This window comes from Bacillus sp. SRL543 (genome assembly GCF_984799205.1).
Map to the genome: position 1 here is coordinate 3456167 of NZ_OZ481794.1, position 22964 is coordinate 3479130.

The window sequence follows — 22964 nt, forward strand, 5'->3', positions numbered from 1 at the left end:
CCTGTCCGGAATCCAAAGGCATTTTTTTCAAAAAAAATAGTTTACCTCTATTTTAAGAAGTAAACTATTTCCTGACAATGTTTTTTTATTCGAGGAAGTCTTTAAGCCGCTTGCTTCGGCTTGGATGCCTCAGCTTGCGCAGTGCCTTCGCCTCAATTTGGCGGATTCGCTCCCTGGTTACGCCGAAGACTTTTCCGACCTCTTCCAAAGTGCGCGTACGCCCGTCATCGAGTCCAAAACGAAGCCTCAGGACATTTTCCTCACGGTCTGTAAGGGTATCAAGAACGTCTTCGAGCTGTTCTTTCAGGAGCTCATATGCTGCATGCTCAGATGGCGAAGTAGCATCCTGGTCTTCAATGAAGTCGCCAAGGTGGGAGTCATCTTCTTCACCGATAGGCGTTTCGAGTGAAACAGGCTCCTGGGCAATCTTAAGGATCTCCCTGACCTTATCCGGTGTCAGATCCATATCTTCCGCAATCTCTTCAGGAGTCGGTTCGCGGCCGAGATCCTGGAGAAGCTGGCGCTGAACCCTGATCAGCTTATTGATTGTTTCCACCATATGGACAGGAATCCGGATCGTCCTTGCCTGGTCGGCAATCGCCCTTGTAATGGCCTGGCGGATCCACCATGTCGCATACGTACTGAATTTATAGCCTTTACGGTAATCAAATTTCTCAACCGCTTTGATGAGGCCCATATTCCCTTCCTGGATCAAATCAAGGAACAGCATACCTCTACCGACATACCTTTTGGCAATGCTGACTACGAGCCGCAGGTTGGCTTCTGCCAGCCTTCTTTTTGCCTCTTCATCGCCTTCTTCTATCCGCTTGGCCAGGGAAATTTCTTCCTGTGCAGAAAGAAGATCCACACGGCCGATTTCTTTCAGGTACATGCGGACAGGATCATTGATTTTAACACCGGGAGGAACACTTAAATCATTTAAATCAAATTCCTCTTCACCCTTTGCAAGCTCCTGGACATTAGGGTCCGCATCATCGTTGTCGCCGACAAGCTCTACCCCCTGATCTCCAAGAAACTCATAAAACTCATCCATCTGATCGGAATCCAGCTCAAAGTTGGAAAGCCTTTCCGCGATATCGTCATATGCGAGAACCCCGGTTTTCTTTCCGACTTCCGTTAATTGTTCTTTCACTTGTTCCACGGTCAACTCTGAATCAACCTCTTTTGAACGGGCTGACTTTTCAGCCATAAGTCCCCCTCCTTCCAAAAATCACAAACCAATCGTATAAAAGCTTATCTATAGCAATTTACGCAGTTGAATAATTTCCATTGCAATTGATGCCGCCCTGGCAAAGTCATTCTGCCGTTCAGCTTCCTTCCCTTCAGCCTGCTTTTCCTTTATCATTAACATCTTTTGATAATTCAACACCTGCTTAATATAGTCATTGAGCTCCTGCTCTGTCAGCTCATCATTAACCGACATCATCTCGATATCCGCAATGATCCGCTTTAGCTTTGCATCTTCAACGAAATTTAAGAAGGCGCTTGAATCGGGACTGTTCCCCTTCTCATAAAAAGCAAATAAATAAGTAATGATAGCCTGATGATCATCAATGTTAAAGGTGCTGCCTCCGAGAAGCTCCTGAACCTTATAAGCGGTATCGCTGTTTCTCAGCATATGGGCAATCAATCTTCTTTCAGCTGTATGAAAAGCAGGCTTCAGCGAATCCTGGCGCCGTGAAACGATTATATGCTTCTTTTGTGCTGGGGCAGAACTGCCCTGGTTTTTTCGTTTCTCGGCAAAGTAGATCTGCTTTTGCTCCTGCTTCAGCGCTTCCAGCGATAGAGAAAATTCATTTGCCAGCTGGCGCATGTAATGATCTCTTTCTACAGCCTTATCAAGAAGGCTGATTTCCTTAAGTACTTCCTCTATATATAGAAGGCGATCTCCTTCAGCCTGGAGTTTTTTGCCTCTTCTATAATAGAGAAACTTGAACGCCATGTGGGTAATGCTGGATTCGATTACATCACTGCGGAATTTTTCAGCTCCGTACTGCTTGATGTAATCATCCGGGTCCATGCCATCAGGAAGCATTGCAATCTTGATGCCGCTGCCCGCCTCAGACAGCATATTAGCGGCTTTGAAGGCCGCCTCTATCCCGGCATTATCGGAATCATAGCAAATGGTGACAGACTCTGTATTTCTCCTGAGCATTGCAACATGTTCAGGCGTCAGTGCAGTCCCCATTGTGGCAACCCCGTTCTCGACAGAGGAACGGTCGGCAGCAATGACATCTGCGAATCCTTCAAAAAGGACCGCCTGGTGTGTCTTGCGGATTGCCGGTCTTGCCAGGTGGAAATTATATAAAATTTTACTTTTATTAAAGATTGCTGTCTCCGGACTGTTCAGATATTTGGGCTCATTCCCGGCCCCGAGCGATCTTCCGGAAAAAGCAATCGTGTTTCCTTTGCGGTCAAAGATCGGAAACATGATCCGATCGCGAAAGCGGTCAAAGTGACTGCCATCTCTGTCCCTTTTGATGATAAGCCCAGCTCTTTCCATAAATTCAGGATTGAATTTCCTTTTTGCAAGGAATTTGCAGACGAAATCCCATGAATCCAGGGAATATCCGATCTGGAACTTCTCAATCGACTCTTTGGTAAAGCCTCTGTCAAGCAAATACTCCAGTGCGTGCTGTCCATCCTTTGTATTCATTAACAAATGATGGTAAAATTTCCGAAGAAGCTCATGCGCTTCAATCATCTGTTGAAGATTTTCAGGCAGCGAGCTTTGTTTTGCAGATGCGGCTTCGATATCGAGCTGTATCCCGGCTCTTTCTGCAAGTTTGACAGCTGCTTCCTGGAAAGAATAGCCTTCATGCTCCATCAGGAACGAAAATACATTGCCTCCGGCGCCGCATCCGAAGCAATGGTAAATCTGCTTTTCCGGGGAAACAGAAAAAGATGGCGAGTTTTCTCCATGGAATGGACATAAGCCAAAATAATTCCGCCCCTGCTTCTTGAGCTGAACATGATCGCCGATTACATCGGCAATATCTGTAGCCTGCCGGATTTCATCCAGTTTCGCTTCGGAAATTCGCTCTGCCATGAGAACAACTCCATTTTTACTTATGAGGTATTCGTGATAAAAAAGCTATTTTCCTGCAAGATTCGACAAAATCTTTGTCAATTGCTTCACAAACCTGCTCCGGTCTTCCTGGGTGAAAGGCTTAGGGCCTTTTCCGTATTGCCCCCGGCGCCGTGCTTTGGCGCTGAGATACCTCATATCAAGAGCGGTATGGATATGCTCTTCTTCGTATAAGGTTCCCCTGGGAGAAAGAACATAAACCCCTTTAGGCAGCAGGGTTGAGGCAAGGCCGATATCCTGTGTGACCGCAACGTCCCCCTTTTTCACATGATTCATGATGAACAGGTCTGCCGCTTCCTTGCTTGAATCAACAAACTTCCAGACAGCCCCGCCAAAGTCATTTACCATATGTGCGTAAGAAGCAACGAATACTGGTTCGATTTCGAAGCCTTTGGCAATTTCGACAATTTCCATCTTAACAGGACAAGAATCAGCGTCAACCAGGATGCTTCTTTTCCCTAATGTACTAGTAATTCTACATCACTCCGCATATTCCTTCTTTAATAGAGCAACTTTTCATAAGAGATTCATGTCGAATTTTTTTCCGATGCCTGCCTTGACTTCTCACAATAAATAGTTTATTCGTTATGTGGTAAGTCTAAACCTAATGATGAATATTTTTATCACAATTTTTTATTATAGTGCATAAAAGTCAGTTTTGCCATTATTTTTTACTGTCAGCTCTAATTTTTCTATTCAACCGGATAGATTGCACTAGTCTTGCAAATGAATGGTATATATTTCCAGAGCATTAAAGGTTTAGATAATAAAAAATCTCCTAATTGAAGAAGTAAGACAAATAAGGCGGTCGCAACACCTTAATACACTTCAACAATTAGGAGATGGTAAAATGCTCATTGATCATTTACCCAATTCTACTGTCGTTGAAAAGTGTTTGTGCCTATTAAAACTTGAAAATTTCCGAGACCCTTACCTTGACCACGGAGCCAAGAAATTGTTATCGGGTAAAGCCATCCTTTTATTCGTAGAAGCTTTCCTTCACCAAAGGGGTTCCCTTTGGGATTTGGAGGAAAACCTTAAGGCTAAGGATAAACTGCAGGAACTGACAGAACTTGAGGGAATCCACTCCTCCACTCTGTACCGGAAACTTGAAAAACTTCCAACCTGGCTTCTGCAGGATACAGCCATGAAATTATTCTCCCGGATTGATGGCCATTACACACAAAAGGTAAGCACCATGGAAGCCGGGAGGCTTTCGGTAATTGACTCGACTGAAATCTCTTTACCGGAAAAGGCAGGCGAATGGGCGTATTCCTCAAAATCCAAAAATGGCGTTAAAATCCACTTGAAATTGGCCGTTCTGGATGAAAAAACTTATTATCCGGAAGATGCAATACTTTCCACAACAGGCGTTGCAGATAAGGAAGTATCCATTGATTTAGTAGTTGATAAGGATGCCACTTACGTAATGGATCGCGGGTATATCAACTACAGCCATTTCCATAATTGGATTGAGAGGAAAATCAATTTTGTCGTTCGTATTAAAGGAAATTCAAGGACCAAACTCCTCACGGAGCATTCGGTTCCTTCCAACAGCCGAATTGTTAAGGATGCGGAGGTTGAAATCCACGATATCAAGAATGACCGGAAATTCCCTCTCAGGCTGGTGGAATTCCGGGATGAAAAGGACAATAAGTTTCGAATCCTGACCACACGAAGAGATCTTTCCGCCGAACAAGTGGCTGAAATTTACAGGATGCGTTGGAAAATCGAGCTTTTTTTCAAGTGGGTGAAACAGCACCTTAAACTCGTCAAGCTTTACAACCATAAGCCCGCAGCTGTTTGGAATCAATTATGGCTCGCAATGATTGCATATGGCATAAGCGAACTGATTAAAATCGAGACAGGTACTAAGCGGTCAACATGGCGGGTGCTTAAGCTTCTTCGGTTCTATTGGCATGATAGCTGGGACCGGTTTATCCAGGCTCTGGATCGAAAACCTACCAAACCATCAAAAGGAAGAAGGAAAAAAGGAAAGCCAGGTAGACGAAGGAAACATCCTAAAAAATTGAAGACTGTGCAAATCATCCACGGAAACTAAGAAGGAAAATTTTTAAAAAATGCGACCGTCATGTCTTTTTTGGCATGCCCTCATTTTCGAAAAAACAAGCTAATTAAAGCTAGTTTGAACAAATTTCCATTTTTAACCTCTTATTTGCAAGACTAGTGGATAGATTGCCCTAAAATTAGAAAAAGCACATATTCTCAAGAGTATGTGCTAGTTTGCGGAAATATTTCTCCGGTAAAGATTAAAAATGACATTTGCTGTTTCTTCCACTGCCTTATTCGTGACATCGATGACAGGACAGCCGATCCTGGTGACAATCTGGTCGAAATAGCCTATTTCACTTTTGATCCGTTCAAGATTGGCGTAGCTGGCACTGTCACTCAAACCTAGTGAAATGAGTCTTTCCCGCCTGATATTATTCAGTTTTTCAGGGCTGATCTTCAAGCCGAAGCACTTGGAAGGCGATACCTGGAACAGTTCCTCCGGCGGATCCACTTCCGGGACAAGCGGAACATTCGCTACCTTCAGCCGCTTATGCGCCAAGTATTGCGATAAAGGCGTCTTGGATGTCCTTGAAACGCCGACTAGGACAATATCAGCCTTCAGGATGCCGCGCGGATCCCGGCCGTCATCATACTGTACCGCAAACTCAATCGCTTCCACTTTTTTAAAATAGTCGTCATCCAGCTTCCTGACAAGCCCTGGCTCATACAGCGGTGTTTCGCCGCAGATCGATTGGATTCTGTCCATCAATGGCCCGATGATATCAATCGCATAGATATTCTCCCGGGCCGCTGCTTCTGCCATATAACTGCGGATTTCCGGCTTTACCAATGTAAAAGCAATCATTCCCTGGTCCATCTTCGCGAGCGATAATACTTCATCAATATTGAATTTATCCTCTACATAAGGAAATCTTTTTATTGTCAGATCGCTGCCATTAAACTGGCTGATGGCCGCTTTCGTCACTAATTCTGCCGTTTCCCCCACCGAATCGGAAACGACATAGATGATTGGCACTGTACCCATTGCTCATCCATCTCCTCTTCTAAATATCACCTTTGTTCTGCAAGAGCCAGAAATGCCCTTGTCAGATTGGTCTTTGTTATTCTGCCGGTCACTTCAAAGCCCTTATCGGTTTCTTTCACGACCGGCAATGCGTCTATCTGCTTTTCGATTAATTTATTTGCTATATCAATCAATAAATCATCTTTTTTGCAGGTGGTAATATTCGGCATCCTTGTCATGATAATATTCACCGGAAGGGCCGTTAGCTCCTGATTCCCGATGCTTGCCCTCAGCAGGTCCTTCCTGGACAGCACCCCGACCAGCAGGGAAGACTGATCAACTACGAATAATGTGCCGACATCCTCAAGGAACATAGTGACGATCGCATCATAGACAGATACATTTTCATTCACGACAACCGGGATGGATTGATAATCCTTCACCAGCAGCTTCTGCAGACTTTCAGTCAAAAGCTGGGCTCCTGTCTTGCCTGTATAAAAATAACCGACCCTCGGCCTTGCATCCAGATAGCCCGCCATGGTTAATATGGCCAAATCAGGCCTTAAGGTTGCCCTTGTCAAATTCAGCCTGTCTGCAATATGCTCACCAGTTATCGGGCCATTTTCTTTCACGATATCCAATATTAGCTCTTGCCTTTTGTTAAGCTCTATTGTCCTCACCACCTTGCTTGCACTCTAATAATGTCATACTTTTATAAAATTATTATATACTATTTGCTATAAATGAAAAGAATGATTTAACATTTATCCTGGCATGCAGGAAAAAATTTCAAAGAGCCTGTCGGAATTATAGACAGGCTCTCTGCATAATCTTATCTTTTAAAAAGCAAAAAAGCAAAAATTAGTTATTACTTGACCACTATTTCGTTCACCTTGGCAAATGCCTGTATCAGCGATGCGATTTCAGCCATCATGCTCAAACGGTTTTCCTTCAAAGCAGTATTATCAGCCATGACCATTGTATTTTCGAAGTAGGCACCGATCTCAGGTCTCATAGAGACCAGCAGCCTATAATAATCTTCCTCTTTAACACCCTTGCCGATTTCCGCGGAAACTTCAAGGAAACGGCTGTACAGCTCAGTTTCTTCCTTATTTTCAAAAAGTCCCTGATCAACTGCTGCAGGCTGTTCTGCTTTAGAAGCAATATTGAGAACACGGCTCAAAGCCTCCATGCTCTCTTTGAAGCCTTCCTCACCTTTGTGTGCTTCCAATACTTCCGCTCTCTTGATCAAAGAAGCCATTGCACCGATTTTTCCTGATAAAACGGCATCAATAATATCGTAGCGGATGCTGCGCTCCTGCAGAGTATGCTTGATGCGGAGTTTAAAGAAAGACAGCAGTTCTTCAAATACCTGTTCTTCCTCTTTCTTGCCGATGCCTGACTCTTTGACAAACGCAAGCGACTTCCTGATCACTTCTTCAAGCTCCAGCTTCCATCCCTTAACAGAGAGGATCTGGACGATTCCTGCTGCCTGCCTTCTTAAAGCGTAAGGGTCCTGTGAACCGCTTGGGATCATCCCGATCGCAAAAAAGGAAGCAATCGTATCCATCTTTTCTGCCACAGCCAGGACTGCACCTTCATTGCTTTCAGGTGCAGAATCCTCTGCATTCCGGGGCATATAATGCTCATTGATTGCTTTAGCTACAGCGGCATCCTCACCTTTTTGGGCAGCATATTTTTCACCCATGAAGCCCTGCAATTCAGGGAACTCGTATACCATCTGCGATACGAGATCAAACTTGCTGATTTCAGCGGCACGGTCAACCGTTTTCTTTTCTTCGTGGTTCAGAGAAAGCGATTCTGCAAGCCCATTGGCAAGCTTTCTAACTCGTTCAACTTTCTCAGCAAGCGTGCCGATATCTTCATGGTAAACGATGCTGCCAAGCTTCTGAAGCGCTGACTCAATATCCATCTTCTGGTCTTCTTTATAAAAGAATGCAGCATCCGCCAGCCTGGCGCGAAGAACTTTTTCATTCCCCTTCGCCACTTTTTCCAGGTGATTGTGATCTCCATTGCGGACAGTCACAAAGAAAGGCAGCAGCTTTCCTTCTGCAGACTTTACAGGGAAATAGCGCTGATGTTCTTTCATTGAAGTGATCAGCACTTCCTCAGGAATTTCAAGAAATTCTTCCTCAAATTTTCCAAAAAGGGCCGTTGGGTACTCCACAAGGTTTGTTACTTCCTCGAGCAGTTCCTCATCTACTGGAATCACCCAGCTATTTTCCTCTGCCAAGCGTTCAATCTGGCTGCGGATCCCATTTTTTCTTTCCTCCGCATCGACAAGGACGAACTGGCCAAGCATGCTTTTTTCGTATTCTGCAGGCTCAGTGATCTCCACTTTCTCTCCAAGAAAACGATGCCCGAGAGTCCAGTTGGATGCAGGCACACCGGCAATTTCAAACGGGATTACGTCTTGGCCGAAAAGAGCTGCAATCCACTTGATTGGCCTTACATACCTCATATCTCTGTCTGCCCAGCGCATATTTTTAGGGAAAGTAAGGCTTTCCGTGATATCCTTCAGCTCCGGCAGGATAGAAGCAGTCTGGGCTCCTTTGATGAACTTATTTACATGTGCGTACTCAATGCCGTTTATTTCTTTGAAATAGATATCATCCACGCCCAACCCCTGGCCGCGGGAGAAGCCGATCGCGGCTTTTGACCACTCTCCAGCATCATTCTGGGCGATTTTCCTGGCAGGCCCTTTCGCCTCTTCATGGATATCCTCCTGTGTTTCACTTACATCCTTTACAAGGACAGCAAGGCGGCGGGGAGTTGAAAAGGCGCTGATTCCGCCATGCGGCACCTTCTTTTCTTCCAGCCACTTTTCCACTTTGGAAGCAAGCTGGTTCATAGAGTCTGTCACAAATCTTGCCGGCATTTCCTCAAGGCCGATTTCAAGCAATAGATCACGCTTCGCCATTTTCAATCTCTCCCTTCCGCTGTAAAATCGGGAAGCCTAATTTTTCCCGTTCTTCATAGAATGTTTTAGCGACCTTCCTCGCAAGGTTCCGGCAGCGTCCGATATAACCGGTCCTTTCTGTTACAGAAATGGCTCCCCTTGCATCGAGCAGGTTGAAAACATGGGAGCATTTCAATACATAATCATATGCCGGATGGACAAGGCCTTCTTCCATTTGCCTATGGGCTTCTTTTTCATAAATATTAAACAAGTTAAAAAGCATATCCGGATCAGAGGTCTCAAATGTGTACTTGGAATGCTCATATTCAGGCTGAAGGAAGATGTCCCTTACAGTAAACCCGTCGGTCCACTCCAGATCAAAAACATTCTCTTTATCCTGGATATACGAAGCAAGGCGCTCGATTCCGTAAGTGATTTCCACAGAAACAGGCTTGCATTCAATGCCGCCGACCTGCTGGAAATAAGTGAATTGGGTGATTTCCATACCATCAAGCCAGACCTCCCAGCCCAATCCGGCACATCCAAGGGAAGGATTCTCCCAGTTATCTTCGACAAACCGGATATCATGCTCCAAAGGATTGATCCCAAGGGCACGAAGGGAGTCGAGATAAAGCTCCTGGATATTGTCAGGTGACGGCTTCATGATCACCTGGAACTGATGATGCTGATAAAGGCGGTTTGGATTTTCGCCATACCTTCCATCCGCAGGGCGGCGTGAAGGCTCTACATAGGCCACATTCCAAGGCTCAGGCCCGATCGCACGCAAAAACGTATACGGGCTCATCGTCCCTGCCCCTTTTTCGACATCATAGGCCTGCATAAGGATACAGCCCTGCTCTGACCAGTGCTTCTGCAAAGTCAGAATCATATTTTGAATATTCATCCTGGCACCTCCAATAGGTATTTGTGTTATCAGAGCACCGGGACAAAATACAAAAAACTCCCGTCCCTATGCTCCAAGAAGCATAGGGACGAGAGTTACCCGCGGTTCCACCCTATTTGCTGCCATCCAAGGCAGCCACCTTATGTGCCAAAAGCACGCAATCCGCTCAGGAACGCCTTTCACCCAAAACCCGTAATCCGGCTCACACCATCCCGGACTCGCTTCTACAGACCATTTGGACTACTTCTTTCCGTCAAAGCAGAACTATTAATTATTGAGAATCATAAAACAAAAAAACTTAAAAGTCAATATCGAAATGCGGAAGGGGCCTGGGTATCGGCGACAAGCATAAGACGAGCCGGACGGGAGGTTGTTCTTTAACCTCCTGGCCGGATTGGCTTATGACTCGAGCCGATGGCCCCTGCAGCTGGACAAATCGAAATGCGGAAGGCGTTTGCTCAGCCCCGACAAGCTTAAGACAAGCAGAGCGGAAGGTTGTTCTTTAACCTTCTGATCTGCTTGGCTTAAGACTCGAGGGGCTAACGCCTGCAGCTGGACAAATCGAAATGCGGAAGGGGCCTGAGTATCGGCGACATAAGACGAGCCGGAATACTTCAGGCATTACCCTTTTTCAAAGAAACCGCCCATCTTGTCCATCTGGTCAAGGAATTTTCTCGTTTTCAGGCTGAGACCGGAATATTCATTATAGTAGGCTGAGATGATTTTTTTCAGCTCAGCTTTAGTTTCCGGCTTAACTGAAATATTTCCAAGCCTCGACAGATCAAAATAATAAAAAAGACGCAGGAGTTTTAAAGCTGCCGGCGAAATCTTATAGTGATATGGGTCCTTTTCAAGGCAGCGGTGGCAAATCAGACCGCCCTCCCTGATGGAAAAAGAAAAATGCCCATCAGTACTTCCGCAGATGGAGCATTTATCCAGGACTGGATAAAGTCCAAGGGAATTGAGCATTTTCATTTCGTAAATATTTACCATGATCTCAGGGTCATAGCCTTCATTAATGTAACTCAATGTCTGGTGGAGCAGTTCAAAATGAAAGGGATTCGGCCTTTTCTCTTCAACTGTTTTATCAGTCAGATCCACAATATAGCTGGCATATGCCGTCAGGAAGATATCCTCCCTGATTGAGCGCATGGATGAGACCATTTCACCCTGCTGCATAAGCCCCAGCCCGCTGCTTCTCTGAACAAGGAAGTAGCCATAAGTAAAAGGCTGGGTGACAGCCGAAAGCCTGCTGTTAGGCTTTTTTGCACCGCGGGCCATCACGCCAACCTTTCCCCATTCCCGGGTATATAGGGTAACTATTTTATTGGTTTCACCATAATTCACTGTTCTCAATACGATGCCTTCGCATTTTTCAAACATTTATGCCACCATCCCTGCAAGAGACAAACCTATGAGATGGGAAAGTCAACTTCTGCTAGTTCATGTTCACTGCTTCCGGGCACATCCTGAGTTTCTTTTTCAAGCTCCTTAAAAAGAAGATATGTGTCAATATTACCTGTCTGTTTAAAGACCTTCCAGGTAAAATCCAACATTGGAAACCCCACCTTTCAATTTTTAACTAGCAATTATTAATTCCTTACCTTTATCATAGCCTGTCATTAAAAAATCATAAGACGTAATAATTGTTAATAAAAAATCTGCATAATTCCAGTTGAGGTGAAATAGGTTAGTTATGGCTGAATTGACCCTTAATAGTCATCCTCCCTGAATCCGAAATCACGCAGCTGGCTCATTTTGTTGCGCCAATCCTTCTGCACCTTTACCCAAAGTTCCAGATAAACCTTTGAGCCCAGCAGATTTTCTATATCTGTCCTTGCCCGCTTGCCGATTTCCTTGAGCATTATGCCCTGTTTACCAATGACGATCCCTTTTTGGGAGTCGCGTTCTACTATGACAGTAGCCATAACATTAATAACATCCTTGTCTTCGCGCCGCTCCATCTTGTCAATCACTACAGCAAGAGAATGCGGAATTTCCTCCCTGGTCAAGTGCAGGGCCTTTTCCCTGATCAGCTCGGATACAATGAACCTTTCAGGATGGTCTGTCACCTGGTCCGCCGGATAGAATTGCGGGCCTTCCGGGATATACTGCTTGATCTGCTCCAGCAGTGTGTCCACGTTGTTCCCTTCCAGCGCTGATATCGGGATGATTTCCTTAAAGCCGTATTTCTCTTTATACGATCCAATGATGGAGAAAAGCTTATCAGGGTGAATCTGATCAATTTTATTTATGACAAGGAAGATGGGAGTCTTCACATTTTGAAATTTCTCGATGATGAACTCCTCGCCGCGGCCGAAGCCTTCTTCAGCATTCACCATAAACAGGATGAGGTCCACTTCTTTCAGCGTATTCTGCGCTACCTTCATCATAAAGTCGCCCAGCTTATGCTTTGGCTTGTGGATCCCTGGTGTATCAATGAATATAAACTGAGCATCATCGGTTGTAAGCACACCCTGAACCTTATTCCTTGTGGTTTGGGGCTTATCGCTCATGATGGCGATTTTCTGGCCAATGACTCTGTTCAAGAATGTTGATTTACCAACATTAGGCCGTCCGATAATGGATATAAATCCGGATTTATGAGTTTGTTCGCGATTGCTATTCCATTCTTTATTCATTAAGGTCCTCCGGTGAAAAAGCTCCAGGCAGCAGCTCTTCTACTGTTAATTCATTTATATCCCCTTTTAAATTCGACAAAACCACTTTCATCGTATTTGGGCATAATTCTGAAATAACCTGGCGGCAGGCTCCGCATGGGGGAACCGGACGCTCTGTATCAGCTATGACTGCCATTGCTGTAAATTTTTTTTCTCCTTCGGAATATGCTTTGAAAAGGGCGGTGCGCTCAGCACAATTGCACATGCTGTATGCCGCGTTCTCAATATTGCAGCCATGATAAACTTTGCCTTCTTCAGTCAGGAGGGCTGCTCCCACCGGGAAATTGGAATATGGCACATATGCTTTGTCCCTAGCCTTTTTTGCTTCTTCAATCAACACTTCCGTTTTCATCAGTCATTCTTCCTTTCGAAGGAGATGAATATTCTCCTTCTTATATTTTACCTTATTTTTGCAAGATTTTCATCGATTGTAGCAAATTCGTAATAAATAATTTGAATTTTCCAAAAACGTTTGTTTCTTTTTTGATTGTATGCTCTGTCATTTTAACCAAATCAGACAGCGTTTTCAAGAAAGCAATGAAATATGGGCCCGCTAATCTTGCCCATTATACTGGTATGTATAAATGGCAGGCGAACAAAAAAAGAACGGCATCCCTGCAGCCGCTCTCTATTGAAAAAGTGCCCATATTTTCGGAATGAATATGATGGCGCCGATGGCTGCGGACGCAATGGCAAACACCAGGACAGCTCCTGCTGCAGCATCCTTGGCCTGCTTTGCCAGCGGGTGCCATTCTTCCGTGGACAGGTCCACAGCCCTTTCGATACTTGTGTTGATCAGTTCAAGCGCAAACATCCCGCCGATGGCAAGTATGATGAACATCCACTCGGCCTGGCTCAGGGAAAAGCCGGCGCCTGCTGCAATGACTGCAGCAGATGAAAAGGCGTGTATCCGCATATTCCTTTCCTGCCTCAATGCATTGCCGATTCCGGCAAAAGCAACTGCAAACACAGGCCACAAGCCTTTGCCGGCACCAGGCTTCTTATCGTGTAAGCCCGTACTCATCAAGGATGTCCTTCTGTCTGCCGAACATTTCTCTTTCTTCTTCATCTGTTTCATGATCATATCCAAGGAGATGGAGGAATCCATGGACAGCCAGGAAGCCCAGCTCGCGTTCAAAAGAGTGTCCATACTCACCGGCCTGTTCTTCTGTCCTTTGGATTGATATGATGATATCCCCGAGCACCCTCGGAATACCTTCCCCGGCAATTTCGGTTTCTCCTTCCCCAAGCTCTTCCATGGCAAAGGAAATAACATCGGTAGGCTTGTCTTTATCACGGTACTCCCTGTTTATTTCCTGAATCCGGTCATTCGTCACGAAGGTCACGGACAATTCCGAACCCGCTTCGATATTTTCCTTTTGTGCCGCAAAATTCAGCAGCTTTTCAACCTGCTCAATATGGCTGCTTTTTACTTCATTCGTCTCATCCATAAAATCAATATTTAAACTCATGCTTGCTTCACCTTCTGTTTCGTGGATTCTGGATATTCTATTCTGGAATGGAAGATTCCCTTAAGAGTTTCACAAAATGCATGTGCAACGATTTCCAATTCCTTCAGTGTCAAATCACATTCATTCAGCTGTTCATCCTGGAGCCTGTCTGAAATGATATTTCTGACAAGCCTTTCTATTTGTTCAGGTGTCGGATTGGCCATGGACCTGACTGCCGCTTCGACACTGTCGGCAATTCCGATGACCGCGATTTCCTTTGACTGTGCTTTCGGCCCCGGATACCGGTAATCGTCTTCGTTTACATCCATCCCATTTTGCTTGGCCTTATGGTAAAAATATTTCAGCAAAGAGGTGCCATGATGCTGTTCGGCAATATCGACGATTTCTCTTGGCATTTTGTGCTTCCTGAGCATTTCAGCGCCGTCGACAGCATGCGCAATAATAATGTTCTTGCTCGTCTGCGGCGGCAGCCTGTCATGCGGGTTTTCGATATTCATTTGATTCTCAATGAAAAAATGGGGCCTCTTTGTCTTTCCGATATCATGGTAATAGCAGCCTACCCTGGCAAGAAGGCCATTTGCCCCGATTGCTTCACATGCAGACTCAGCCAGATTGGCCACCATTACACTATGGTGGTAAGTACCTGGCGCCTCAGTCAGGATTTTGCGGAGGAGCGGATGATTTGGATTTGACAGTTCAATCAGCCGCATGGCTGAAAGGATGCCAAAGCTTCCCTCAAAGAATGGAAGCAGGCCGATGGCCAGCACCGATGAAGCCACTCCTGAAATCAATGCAGTCACTAAATGGAAGCTGTATTCAACTGCCTCAAAATGAGTGTTCCTGAGCAGCATGAGGGAGATGATCACAACAAGGTTCACACCCGCTGCAAATAGTCCGGCCTGAAGGATCTTGGACCTGTTGTTTTGCTTGTTTAAGAATAATATGCCCGCAAAGCCGGAGCAAATGATATAGATGCCCATATTAATATTCAATGTCCCGGCAGTGCCTTCATTGAACATAACGCTTCCGCAGATGGCCAGGACAATTGTGATCAGAATGGCAAGCCTTTCATTGATCAGTATCCTGATCAGCATGGCTGCCATGGCGGCAGGGAATATGAAACCAATCTCTGGATACTGAAGCAGCTGCAGCAGGCTTACGCATTTCATCAGCAAAAGAGAAAGGATGAAAATCAGGCTGAACAGCAGGAGGAAATTCTGCTTAAGCTCCTTCTGGACATTAAGCTCATAAAAGTAATAATAAAGTGCAGCCAATATGATGCAGACAATAAGGCCCAGCCCTAAAAATGGCTGAATGCTTTTCTGGTTGTCCAGAAGCCCCGTTAGCTCCAGCTGCCTGTATATTTCCCGGTTTATCAGCTGGCGCTCTTCGGCAATGATCTGGCCTTGGAGGATTTTGACCGGCTCTACATTCTCTACAGCCTGCTGCCTGAGCTCTTCAGTTGCAGCCGGGTCATAGAATTCGTTCTGGATGACCGCGTATCTGCCAAGCTCAATAGCCGAGCTTCTCAGATTCGGGCTCAAGCTGGTATACTTCAGCTCTTCCTCCACCCTTTTCTTGCTGTTTTCCACTTCATCAGCAGGGATCTTGCTGCCCATCACATTGTTGATCGCAGTTACAGTAAGATCCCTTGCAATCGTGAGATCATCCCTGGAAGCCTGCAAAAGCGGTGACAGGACTGCATCCGATACTTCCTTTGTCACATTATCTGTCAGCTTTTCCTTGAGCATTTTCAGCTTTTCCGAAGAGGAAGGCGGGACATAGGCAGTTTCCTGGTCTCCCTCACCCTGTTCATTCCCGCTTTGTGCCGCATCCTCTTTTATCTCTTCGTTTACTTCTGCTGCTGAATCAAAGATGGAAGTAACGAGATCGACACGATTCTGATTGATTTCCTTTTTAACTATGTATACATCGGTCACCTGGTCGGCAGCCGCCTTCTTTTCCTTCTCGGTGTTCGCCTTGTCTTCTATCGTAATCGGTGAGCGGATTGTCTGTTCAGCCACGGAAAACAAGCTTATGTCGAGCTTTTCAGGCTTTACATTGCTGTACATGGCAGCATATAGTACGATGCCGAGCAGAAGAAATAAGACGGCTCTAAAGAATGTCATATCCAACAGGTTTCTGACCTTTGCCAACTGGCGCTGTAATTTTTCCATGCTTCCCCCTCCTATCCGGGCATAAGCCGGCCGGATAAGCTCACATTTAATTTGAACTATGATTATGTAAAATGATAACAGTTTTCCCGCCAAGTTTCACCCTCTAATCGAATCAACTTGCCAAAACAGAAGGTTCGCCTGTCACTTAAACGGAATAAAAACCGCCCATTCAGGACGGTTTTTATCAATGGTCTGTTTTTTCGTAAGCTGAAATGATCCGTGCTACAAGCGGATGCCGCACCACATCGCTTTGCTCCAGATAAGAAAATGAAATCCCTTTTACAGCTGACAGGATCTCCTCCGAAGCAATCAGCCCGGAACGGACGCCCTTTGGAAGGTCGACCTGGGTGCGGTCCCCGGTGATGACCATCTTGGAGCTGAAGCCCAGCCTGGTCAGGAACATTTTCATTTGTGCCTGTGTCGTATTCTGCGCTTCATCAAGAATGACGAATGCATCATCAAGCGTACGGCCCCTCATATAGGCAAGAGGGGCAATTTCAATGGTCCCCCTTTCGATCAGCCTTTGAGTGTGCTCGGCGCCTAGGATGTCATGCAGGGCATCGTACAGCGGCCGCAGATACGGATCGACCTTTTCTTTCAGATCTCCGGGGAGGAAGCCAAGGCTTTCCCCTGCTTCAACGGCGGGCCTTGTAAGGATGATTCTCTTTACATTTCCGTTTTTAAGTGCATTGACGGCCATCACAACAGCCAGATAGGTCTTGCCTGTACCTGCAGGGCCAATTCCAAACACTAGGTCATTTGTTTTAATCGCATTTATATATTGGCGCTGCCCAAGCGTTTTCACCCTAATGGACTTGCCTTTTGCATTCTTCGTTATTTCTTCTTCATACAGGTCGCTGAAATATTCGAGTGTGCCTTTTTTGGCCATCTGGATGCTGTACATAACATCCCTGCCGCTGATATTGATTCCTTTGCGGATCACATAAATGAGTTTGTCCAGGATCTGCCCGGCAAGCTCCACCGCATCTGCCTCGCCGGATACGAAAATCGTTTCTCCCCTTGTAACGACAGACACATTAAGCTCTTGTTCAATTATTTTCAGGTTGGCATCCGAATTCCCGATCAGTGCTATTGCTTCATTAGGATCTTCCAGATGAACATTCATGGTTTTTAAGTCTTCTGTCATTCTGTGTCTCCTTGGATAATGGATTGTCCTTCTGCAATATTCTCAATAATTTGGAAATGTATTGCTATAAATACTTTACCATTCTCGACGGATTGGTGCAAAATTTTTTCTCCCTTGATCTTAGCATCCTCACTCAAGCTGTTTTTTATATCTTTTCTCGCCAAATCTTTTGCCACTTCAAAGGCTTCCTCATTGGAGTAAATCCTTGTAACGGTTTCGCTTTCCCGCATAGTCCTGCTTGTAAAGCCAAGAGGGAGAGTCCATTTCAGGAATTTAATATCCTTTCGGTTCTCTTCTATCTCATATTCACTGAATTCCGGTTTGCCAAACCCCCAGACAGGAATGGAGAAACTCCCAATGTCAGCATAGTACTTTCTTTTTTCATTCCCGCTGAACACCTGGAGAGTGCTTTTCAGCGGGAGCTTCACCTCTGATTTATACCATGTCTCCCCCCAGATTTCCCCCTTTGCCGGGACAGTCTGTGTTTGGCCGTCCTGACCAATGATGCCTGAAACCAATAATTGGCCAGGGATGACATGGTCATTTATGCTGACCACTGGCTTTCCTTCTTCTACAAACATGTCCAAAATAACAGCCTTCTTTTTGGCAACCAGATGTCTCGGGCTTAAAAGCTCCGGTTTATCCGGCTCATTTTTCTCCACCACCTGGAAGTGGTAGGTTGTCCCCTTGAGCTCCACACCTACCCAGGTGATTTCATCCACTTCGTTGGATAGCTCACGCTGGATTCCTTCTACATTTTTTACAAAAAACTGGAGTTTCCCTTTTCGTATGCCCATTTCATCCAGCTGCTTGCGGATTTTATATTCAGTGGCAGGGTCTGCCCCTTTGACTTCGATTCCCCACACCATATTGGACAAAAGTACAAGAATGATCAGAAAAGAGGCGGCTCCAAAAAGAAACCCGCTGTTTTTAAGGCTTCTTTTCAGCAGAAAGGGCAAGCCGGCGCGCTGCAGGAATTCAACCCTGCATCCGCTCTTCCTTACTGCAGCACGGAGCTTCTTTACGTCCGTCAGTTTTATTTTGAAGGTAACAGCTTCCTCTCCGTGCCTTTTAACCTGCCAAACCATGATGCCGTTCCTGGTCAGTGAGTTGATCAGCCGTTCAATGCCGGAGCCTGCAGCCTTTACAGTGATTATTCCAGAATAAAAAGCAATCCATTGATTCTTCATTTTCCTTCCCTCCGGATTCTCTTTTTCAGCCAGCCACGCGGTCAGCGGATCGTCCGCCGGCCGGCCTTTATTCGTCTATATACTGCACCTGGTCGATTTTGCCTTCCAGCAGTATTTCTTCAGGGAGAATTGTCTTAATGACAAAGGTGCTTCCTTTGATGAGCAGCTGCCCTTGCTTGAGCAGGAGCCTGAGCTCTTTATCACTAAAAGCAATCAGTCCGCGGTGGTTCTCAATATATATATGAATTTGCCCAATCATGGTTATCCGGGGTAAATCCATCATGACATCTTGAGGAAGCTCCATTTGGTTGGTCATCCAGCTGCGAATTAAATGTCCCCACTTTTTAGCCATAAAAAAAAGAACCCCCTTTCATCTCATATGTATGAGATGGAAGAAGGTTCTAGCACTCTTTTTATTCGTTATATCCTGGCCGGTTCAGCGCCGGTGTGCCCTGCGCGGGTTCTTTGAACGGGGCGGCCCGAGGATTTCGGCCCAGACAACAGCATCTGCAAGCTTCTCACGGCTCACCCCAATACGGCCTGCCGGTTCAGCAGGCATGCTCTTTACAGGTTTATCAGCAGCGCTGCGTGAATTCTGAATCCTTCTCTCGAGCAGATCCTGCCTTTCAGAAAGCCTCCTTGCACGCTCATCTGCCAGTTCCTTTTTCTCCTGATAATAAGCCTCCATGCTATCCAGCGCTTGCCGGCCTGCTTTTTTAACCTGTACCTCCGGCTCTAGTTCAGCATCCGCATATGGGACCCGGTCCGGCTCTGTATTCCCTGTATTCTGCACTGGACCTGCAGTCCCGCCGCGTTTCGCCTTGCTGAAAAGCGACGAGATAATACCGATCAATACAACAAGAATAAATGGGTTTTCCAGAATGAATTCCAAGGAGAATCCCCTCCTTTCCTTGCACAAGCCGGCTGGTTAGTTCTTATTTTTCCCATCCTGGCCTGGATCTGTCGTTCTTCCGATTGAACCCCTCATATCAGTATCCGCGGAAATATTCTGGATGTTCATGTAATCCATTACTCCAAGATTCCCTGAACGCAGCGCCTCTGACATGGCAAGAGGGACTTGGGCTTCGGCTTCGACAACTTTTGCCCTCATCTCTTCTACCCTTGCTTTCATTTCCTGCTCCTGGGCTACTGCCATTGCACGTCTTTCCTCGGCCTTCGCCTGGGCAATCTTTTTGTCTGCTTCAGCCTGCTCAGTCTGAAGCTCGGCACCGATGTTCTTGCCGATATCAACATCCGCAATATCTATGGATAGAATCTCGAATGCCGTACCTGCATCGAGGCCTTTGGACAGGACTGTCTGCGATATCATATCAGGATTTTCAAGTACTTTTTTATGATTATTGGAAGAACCGATGGTTGAAACGATCCCTTCGCCAACACGGGCAACGATGGTTTCTTCCCCGGCTCCCCCTACAAGGCGCTCAATGTTTGCCCGGACCGTAATCCGCGCTTTAGCTTTGACTTCTATCCCATCCATTGCTACACCGGCAATGAACGGGGTCTCAATCACTTTAGGATTGACGCTCATCTGTACGGCTTCCAGAACGTCCCGTCCCGCAAGGTCGATAGCAGCGGTTCTTTCAAAGCTCAATTCAATATTGGCACGGTGTGCAGCAATCAGTGCATTGACAACCCTATCCACATTTCCTCCAGCAAGATAATGGCTCTCAAGCTGATTTGTCGTAACTTCCAGACCCGCTTTATGGGCTTTGATCAAAGGATTGATGACCCTATTAGGGATGACCCGGCGGAGCCTCATTCCAATCAAAGTGAAAATGCTGACTCTGACGCCTGCCGCCAGGGCGGAAATCCACAGTGCCACTGGCACGAAAGTAAACAGCACAGCCAGCAGGATGACTGCCAGAACTACGGCTATTAATATAAATACAGTTCCTTCTCCTAACATTTTGTTCCTCCTTAATATCTATTTGTCTCCCCGTTTTTCGGGGGGATCCATTCATTGATCAGCTTTTTTATCCATATTGAGCAATTCCCTCACAACAATCCGGGAGCCTTCTGCTTTTACGACCCTGATCCTGGCCCCTTTCTGGATGAAACCGCCTTCGCTGACAACATCGATTCTTTCATCTTCGAACACAGCCGTCCCGGACGGCCTCAGGGCGGTTAGAGTATAGCCTTCAAGGCCAAGAAGCTCTGCACGCGTCCTGTTTGAGATATAACCTTTCTCAGTGCTTGTCGAATCGCTCAAAATAATTTTCCTGAAAAATTTCATCTTTTTACCAAACACCTTTATCATTAAGATGGATGCCAAAATGGAAATGCCGATGGCAATTATTATAGAGACGGCTGTATGGACAACATTATCAGTTGCAAGAAACAAGCTCCCCATAACCGAAACAAGGCCAATTGCCCCGGCAATTCCCCCTGGGAGGAAAAACTCCAGGATGATCAGCCCCAGGCCGACCAGAAACAAAACGATGGATTCATATCCTGCCAGGCCTGCGACCATATGGCCGTAGAAAAACAGCAGGAGGGCAGCAAGCCCCATAGATCCCGGGATGCCGAATCCCGGTGAGTAAAGCTCTAGCACAAGGCCAAGGCTGCCGACGGACAAGAGAATCGGCACAACAACAGGGTGGGTGATGAAACGGGCTATTTTCTCTGCAAAGCTTTCATCCAGGCTCCGGACCTCTGCCCCAGAGTAGCCAAGCTTTTCCAGCAGCTCATCAAGAGATGAAACCGTACCTTCAGAGTACCCTGCCTGCTCTGCCTGCTCTGATGTCAAAGTGAGAAGCTTCCCTTTTGGGGCGCCATATTCCGGCAGATCAACCGACTCATCTGCCATCGCCAGCGCAATCTCCGGATCTCTGTCAGACTGGGCAGCTGCGCTTCTCATCGCACTAAGCCAATAGGACTCCGCTTTCTTTCCTGCAGTGTTGCCTGATTGGTCGATGATAGCAGCAGAACCCATGACAGCTCCCGGCACCATATATATTTCATCCATATTCAAAGAGATATAGGCGCCGGCCGACAGGGCCTGGTTATTCACAAATGACACGGTCTTCAATTCTGTTTCCGCAAGCAGTTTGCCAATTTTCCCGGCTGCATCCACTGCGCCCCCAGGTGTATTCATTTCAAAAATAATGGCCGATGCCCCATTCTCTTCAGCCGTGCTGACAGCCCTGTTCAAAAATGCAAAGAGGCCTTTTTCCACTGTTTCTTCAATTGGGACAACATATACCACTTCGTTATCAGCATTCCCGTTTTCCGGGAACAGCATGATTAACATGATACCGAAAAATGCCAGCAGAGTGACTGCCCTTCTGAGAGCCACCATATCCTCCTCCTTTCACAAACAAAAGTCAATCTTCTTTTACTTACGTTTCAGAAAGAAAAAAGATTCATCTTTAGCACATATTCTGTTCTTAGCTTTATTTTCCTATGTAGTAGTTTTTATCAGCGGCCCACCTTCCATACGTACCCTGAAAATTATTGGAGTATGCCCTAAAATAAAAAGACCGCAGGCAGAATGCTTGCGGTCTTTTGGCATACTTTTTCATGAAAGGTGTTGTTGTACAAGTTTATTTACAAGTGAGCCGTCCGCTTTGCCTTTTACTTTAGGCATAATGGCTGACATCACTTTTCCCATATCTGCTTTTCCTGACGCTCCAGTTTCTTCAATTGTCTCCTGGACAATCTTTGATACTTCATCCTCAGACAGCTGCTTGGGCATATATAGCTCGACGAATATCAATTCGTTCCGCAATTTTTCAACAAGGTCTTCACGACCTGCTTTTTCAAATTCATGGAGGGAGTCCTTGCGTTGTTTCACTTCGCGAGAAAGGACAGTTAACTCCTGCTCTTCGTTAAGCTCTCCGCCAAGCTTGATGGCTTCATTCTGCAGAGATGCTTTAATCATCCGAATGACAGTGAGTTTATCTTTTTCTTTGTTTTTCATCGCTTGTTTCATATCATCATTTAAACGCTCGAGAAGACTCATAGTTGATACACCCTCTCTTAGAACTTACGTTTTCTAGCAGCTTCGGACTTCTTCTTGCGCTTTACACTAGGTTTTTCGTAGAATTCGCGCTTTCTCGCCTCTTGTAAAGTACCTGTTTTAGATACAGAACGTTTGAAGCGACGAAGAGCATCTTCAAGCGATTCGTTCTTTTTAACGACTGTTTTAGACATTCTCTTTCCCTCCCTCCGAGCACAACACACTTACATCAGAAACATAGATTTCCATGTACCTTGCAATTATAATATATCAGTGATACAAGGTCAACTGTAATTCATCACGGGCAGGTGCAGTTTTTTTTCTGAAGGCACTGTCCTTCCAAATAAT

At 45.8% G+C, this 22964-nt stretch carries 23 protein-coding genes and 1 other annotated feature; of the genes, 1 reads left to right on the forward strand and 22 read right to left on the reverse strand.

All coding sequences use genetic code 11. The annotated features are described in order from the left end of the window. Nucleotides 1-85: 85 nt before the first annotated feature. The 3 genes from rpoD to AC4E8B_RS17755 are packed head-to-tail and all read right to left on the reverse strand — an operon-like array spanning nucleotide 86 to nucleotide 3583. Entirely contained in the window at nucleotides 86-1210 is a 1125-nt protein-coding gene (rpoD, locus tag AC4E8B_RS17745; RefSeq protein ID WP_490214646.1) for an RNA polymerase sigma factor RpoD, read from the reverse strand. A 48-nt stretch (nucleotides 1211-1258) separates the two neighbouring features. After that, nucleotides 1259-3070, reverse strand: coding sequence for a DNA primase (dnaG, locus tag AC4E8B_RS17750; protein ID WP_490214647.1), 1812 nt, complete (start codon nucleotides 3068-3070; stop codon nucleotides 1259-1261). Between the two features lie 45 nt (nucleotides 3071-3115). Next, nucleotides 3116-3583, reverse strand: a complete 468-nt coding sequence (locus tag AC4E8B_RS17755) for a YaiI/YqxD family protein (protein WP_224951682.1) — start codon at nucleotides 3581-3583, stop codon at nucleotides 3116-3118. Nucleotides 3584-4064: 481 nt separating this feature from the next. Between AC4E8B_RS17755 and AC4E8B_RS17760 the strand changes: the two genes are divergently transcribed. Next, entirely contained in the window at nucleotides 4065-5171 is a 1107-nt protein-coding gene (locus AC4E8B_RS17760; RefSeq protein ID WP_490214648.1) for an IS4 family transposase, read from the forward strand. A gap of 177 nt (nucleotides 5172-5348) precedes the next feature. On the opposite strand, the gene AC4E8B_RS17765 is transcribed toward AC4E8B_RS17760, so the two are convergent. From AC4E8B_RS17765 to rpsU, 19 genes are all read right to left on the reverse strand, one after another. Next, nucleotides 5349-6167: a pyruvate, water dikinase regulatory protein gene (locus AC4E8B_RS17765; protein WP_490214649.1), complete on the reverse strand. Its 819-nt coding sequence runs from the start codon at nucleotides 6165-6167 to the stop codon at nucleotides 5349-5351. A 26-nt stretch (nucleotides 6168-6193) separates the two neighbouring features. Next, nucleotides 6194-6826, reverse strand: a complete 633-nt coding sequence (ccpN, locus tag AC4E8B_RS17770; protein WP_490214650.1) for a transcriptional regulator CcpN — start codon at nucleotides 6824-6826, stop codon at nucleotides 6194-6196. A gap of 188 nt (nucleotides 6827-7014) precedes the next feature. Then, complete coding sequence (gene glyS, locus AC4E8B_RS17775; protein ID WP_490214651.1) at nucleotides 7015-9087, reverse strand: glycine--tRNA ligase subunit beta; 2073 nt, start codon at nucleotides 9085-9087, stop codon at nucleotides 7015-7017. After that, entirely contained in the window at nucleotides 9074-9970 is an 897-nt protein-coding gene (gene glyQ, locus AC4E8B_RS17780) for a glycine--tRNA ligase subunit alpha (RefSeq protein WP_490214652.1), read from the reverse strand. Before glyQ ends, glyS begins: the two co-directional genes overlap by 14 nt. A gap of 81 nt (nucleotides 9971-10051) precedes the next feature. Continuing rightward, nucleotides 10052-10236, reverse strand: a binding site (T-box leader). Nucleotides 10237-10591: 355 nt separating this feature from the next. Beyond that, the gene (recO, locus tag AC4E8B_RS17785) at nucleotides 10592-11353 is read right to left on the reverse strand and encodes a DNA repair protein RecO (RefSeq protein ID WP_490214653.1); all 762 of its coding nucleotides are present in this window, start codon (nucleotides 11351-11353) and stop codon (nucleotides 10592-10594) included. Between the two features lie 29 nt (nucleotides 11354-11382). Further along, nucleotides 11383-11526: a YqzL family protein gene (locus AC4E8B_RS17790; protein WP_490214654.1), complete on the reverse strand. Its 144-nt coding sequence runs from the start codon at nucleotides 11524-11526 to the stop codon at nucleotides 11383-11385. A gap of 156 nt (nucleotides 11527-11682) precedes the next feature. Beyond that, nucleotides 11683-12612, reverse strand: coding sequence for a GTPase Era (gene era / locus AC4E8B_RS17795; RefSeq protein ID WP_490214655.1), 930 nt, complete (start codon nucleotides 12610-12612; stop codon nucleotides 11683-11685). Next, the gene (locus tag AC4E8B_RS17800; RefSeq protein WP_490214656.1) at nucleotides 12605-13003 is read right to left on the reverse strand and encodes a cytidine deaminase; all 399 of its coding nucleotides are present in this window, start codon (nucleotides 13001-13003) and stop codon (nucleotides 12605-12607) included. Before AC4E8B_RS17800 ends, era begins: the two co-directional genes overlap by 8 nt. Nucleotides 13004-13279: 276 nt before the next feature. After that, nucleotides 13280-13675 carry a diacylglycerol kinase family protein gene (locus tag AC4E8B_RS17805; protein ID WP_490214657.1) on the reverse strand — a complete coding sequence of 132 codons (396 nt, stop codon included), beginning with the start codon at nucleotides 13673-13675 and terminating at the stop codon, nucleotides 13280-13282. After that, nucleotides 13653-14123 carry an rRNA maturation RNase YbeY gene (ybeY, locus tag AC4E8B_RS17810; protein WP_490214658.1) on the reverse strand — a complete coding sequence of 157 codons (471 nt, stop codon included), beginning with the start codon at nucleotides 14121-14123 and terminating at the stop codon, nucleotides 13653-13655. The genes AC4E8B_RS17805 and ybeY overlap by 23 nt, the downstream gene beginning before the upstream one ends. Beyond that, nucleotides 14120-16300, reverse strand: coding sequence for an HD family phosphohydrolase (locus tag AC4E8B_RS17815; RefSeq protein WP_490214659.1), 2181 nt, complete (start codon nucleotides 16298-16300; stop codon nucleotides 14120-14122). The genes ybeY and AC4E8B_RS17815 overlap by 4 nt, the downstream gene beginning before the upstream one ends. A gap of 184 nt (nucleotides 16301-16484) precedes the next feature. Then, complete coding sequence (locus AC4E8B_RS17820; RefSeq protein ID WP_490214660.1) at nucleotides 16485-17447, reverse strand: PhoH family protein; 963 nt, start codon at nucleotides 17445-17447, stop codon at nucleotides 16485-16487. After that, a complete protein-coding gene (gene yqfD / locus AC4E8B_RS17825; RefSeq protein ID WP_490214661.1) occupies nucleotides 17444-18637 on the reverse strand; it encodes a sporulation protein YqfD in 1194 nt (397 codons plus the stop codon). Before yqfD ends, AC4E8B_RS17820 begins: the two co-directional genes overlap by 4 nt. A 67-nt stretch (nucleotides 18638-18704) precedes the next feature. Continuing rightward, nucleotides 18705-18989 (reverse strand): sporulation protein YqfC, encoded by a 285-nt coding sequence (gene yqfC, locus AC4E8B_RS17830; protein ID WP_490214662.1) that lies wholly within the window; start codon nucleotides 18987-18989, stop codon nucleotides 18705-18707. A gap of 84 nt (nucleotides 18990-19073) precedes the next feature. Continuing rightward, entirely contained in the window at nucleotides 19074-19529 is a 456-nt protein-coding gene (locus AC4E8B_RS17835) for a YqfB family membrane protein (protein ID WP_490214663.1), read from the reverse strand. A gap of 36 nt (nucleotides 19530-19565) precedes the next feature. Next, a complete protein-coding gene (floA, locus tag AC4E8B_RS17840) occupies nucleotides 19566-20564 on the reverse strand; it encodes a flotillin-like protein FloA (RefSeq protein ID WP_490214664.1) in 999 nt (332 codons plus the stop codon). Nucleotides 20565-20615: 51 nt separating this feature from the next. Then, the gene (locus tag AC4E8B_RS17845; RefSeq protein ID WP_490214665.1) at nucleotides 20616-21956 is read right to left on the reverse strand and encodes an NfeD family protein; all 1341 of its coding nucleotides are present in this window, start codon (nucleotides 21954-21956) and stop codon (nucleotides 20616-20618) included. A 219-nt stretch (nucleotides 21957-22175) separates the two neighbouring features. Continuing rightward, complete coding sequence (locus tag AC4E8B_RS17850) at nucleotides 22176-22619, reverse strand: GatB/YqeY domain-containing protein (RefSeq protein ID WP_009791390.1); 444 nt, start codon at nucleotides 22617-22619, stop codon at nucleotides 22176-22178. Between the two features lie 17 nt (nucleotides 22620-22636). Continuing rightward, nucleotides 22637-22810 carry a 30S ribosomal protein S21 gene (rpsU, locus tag AC4E8B_RS17855; RefSeq protein WP_009791389.1) on the reverse strand — a complete coding sequence of 58 codons (174 nt, stop codon included), beginning with the start codon at nucleotides 22808-22810 and terminating at the stop codon, nucleotides 22637-22639. Nucleotides 22811-22964: the final 154 nt, after the last annotated feature.

Excerpts from the sequence above, each read along its gene's own strand:
- dnaG (WP_490214647.1), bottom strand. The coding sequence starts at position 3,070 with ATGGCAGAGCGAATTTCCGAAGCGAAACTGGATGAAATCCGGCAGGCT.
- yqfD (WP_490214661.1), bottom strand. The coding sequence starts at position 18,637 with ATGAAGAATCAATGGATTGCTTTTTATTCTGGAATAATCACTGTAAAG.
- ybeY (WP_490214658.1), bottom strand. The coding sequence starts at position 14,123 with ATGAGTTTAAATATTGATTTTATGGATGAGACGAATGAAGTAAAAAGC.
- rpsU (WP_009791389.1), bottom strand. The coding sequence starts at position 22,810 with ATGTCTAAAACAGTCGTTAAAAAGAACGAATCGCTTGAAGATGCTCTT.
- floA (WP_490214664.1), bottom strand. The coding sequence starts at position 20,564 with ATGTTAGGAGAAGGAACTGTATTTATATTAATAGCCGTAGTTCTGGCA.
- era (WP_490214655.1), bottom strand. The coding sequence starts at position 12,612 with ATGAATAAAGAATGGAATAGCAATCGCGAACAAACTCATAAATCCGGA.
- rpoD (WP_490214646.1), bottom strand. The coding sequence starts at position 1,210 with ATGGCTGAAAAGTCAGCCCGTTCAAAAGAGGTTGATTCAGAGTTGACC.
- AC4E8B_RS17850 (WP_009791390.1), bottom strand. The coding sequence starts at position 22,619 with ATGAGTCTTCTCGAGCGTTTAAATGATGATATGAAACAAGCGATGAAA.
- AC4E8B_RS17815 (WP_490214659.1), bottom strand. The coding sequence starts at position 16,300 with ATGGAAAAATTACAGCGCCAGTTGGCAAAGGTCAGAAACCTGTTGGAT.
- AC4E8B_RS17790 (WP_490214654.1), bottom strand. The coding sequence starts at position 11,526 with ATGTTGGATTTTACCTGGAAGGTCTTTAAACAGACAGGTAATATTGAC.
- yqfC (WP_490214662.1), bottom strand. The coding sequence starts at position 18,989 with ATGGCTAAAAAGTGGGGACATTTAATTCGCAGCTGGATGACCAACCAA.
- AC4E8B_RS17845 (WP_490214665.1), bottom strand. The coding sequence starts at position 21,956 with ATGGTGGCTCTCAGAAGGGCAGTCACTCTGCTGGCATTTTTCGGTATC.
- AC4E8B_RS17805 (WP_490214657.1), bottom strand. The coding sequence starts at position 13,675 with ATGAGTACGGGCTTACACGATAAGAAGCCTGGTGCCGGCAAAGGCTTG.
- glyQ (WP_490214652.1), bottom strand. The coding sequence starts at position 9,970 with ATGAATATTCAAAATATGATTCTGACTTTGCAGAAGCACTGGTCAGAG.
- recO (WP_490214653.1), bottom strand. The coding sequence starts at position 11,353 with ATGTTTGAAAAATGCGAAGGCATCGTATTGAGAACAGTGAATTATGGT.
- AC4E8B_RS17820 (WP_490214660.1), bottom strand. The coding sequence starts at position 17,447 with ATGACAGAAGACTTAAAAACCATGAATGTTCATCTGGAAGATCCTAAT.
- AC4E8B_RS17765 (WP_490214649.1), bottom strand. The coding sequence starts at position 6,167 with ATGGGTACAGTGCCAATCATCTATGTCGTTTCCGATTCGGTGGGGGAA.
- glyS (WP_490214651.1), bottom strand. The coding sequence starts at position 9,087 with ATGGCGAAGCGTGATCTATTGCTTGAAATCGGCCTTGAGGAAATGCCG.
- AC4E8B_RS17800 (WP_490214656.1), bottom strand. The coding sequence starts at position 13,003 with ATGAAAACGGAAGTGTTGATTGAAGAAGCAAAAAAGGCTAGGGACAAA.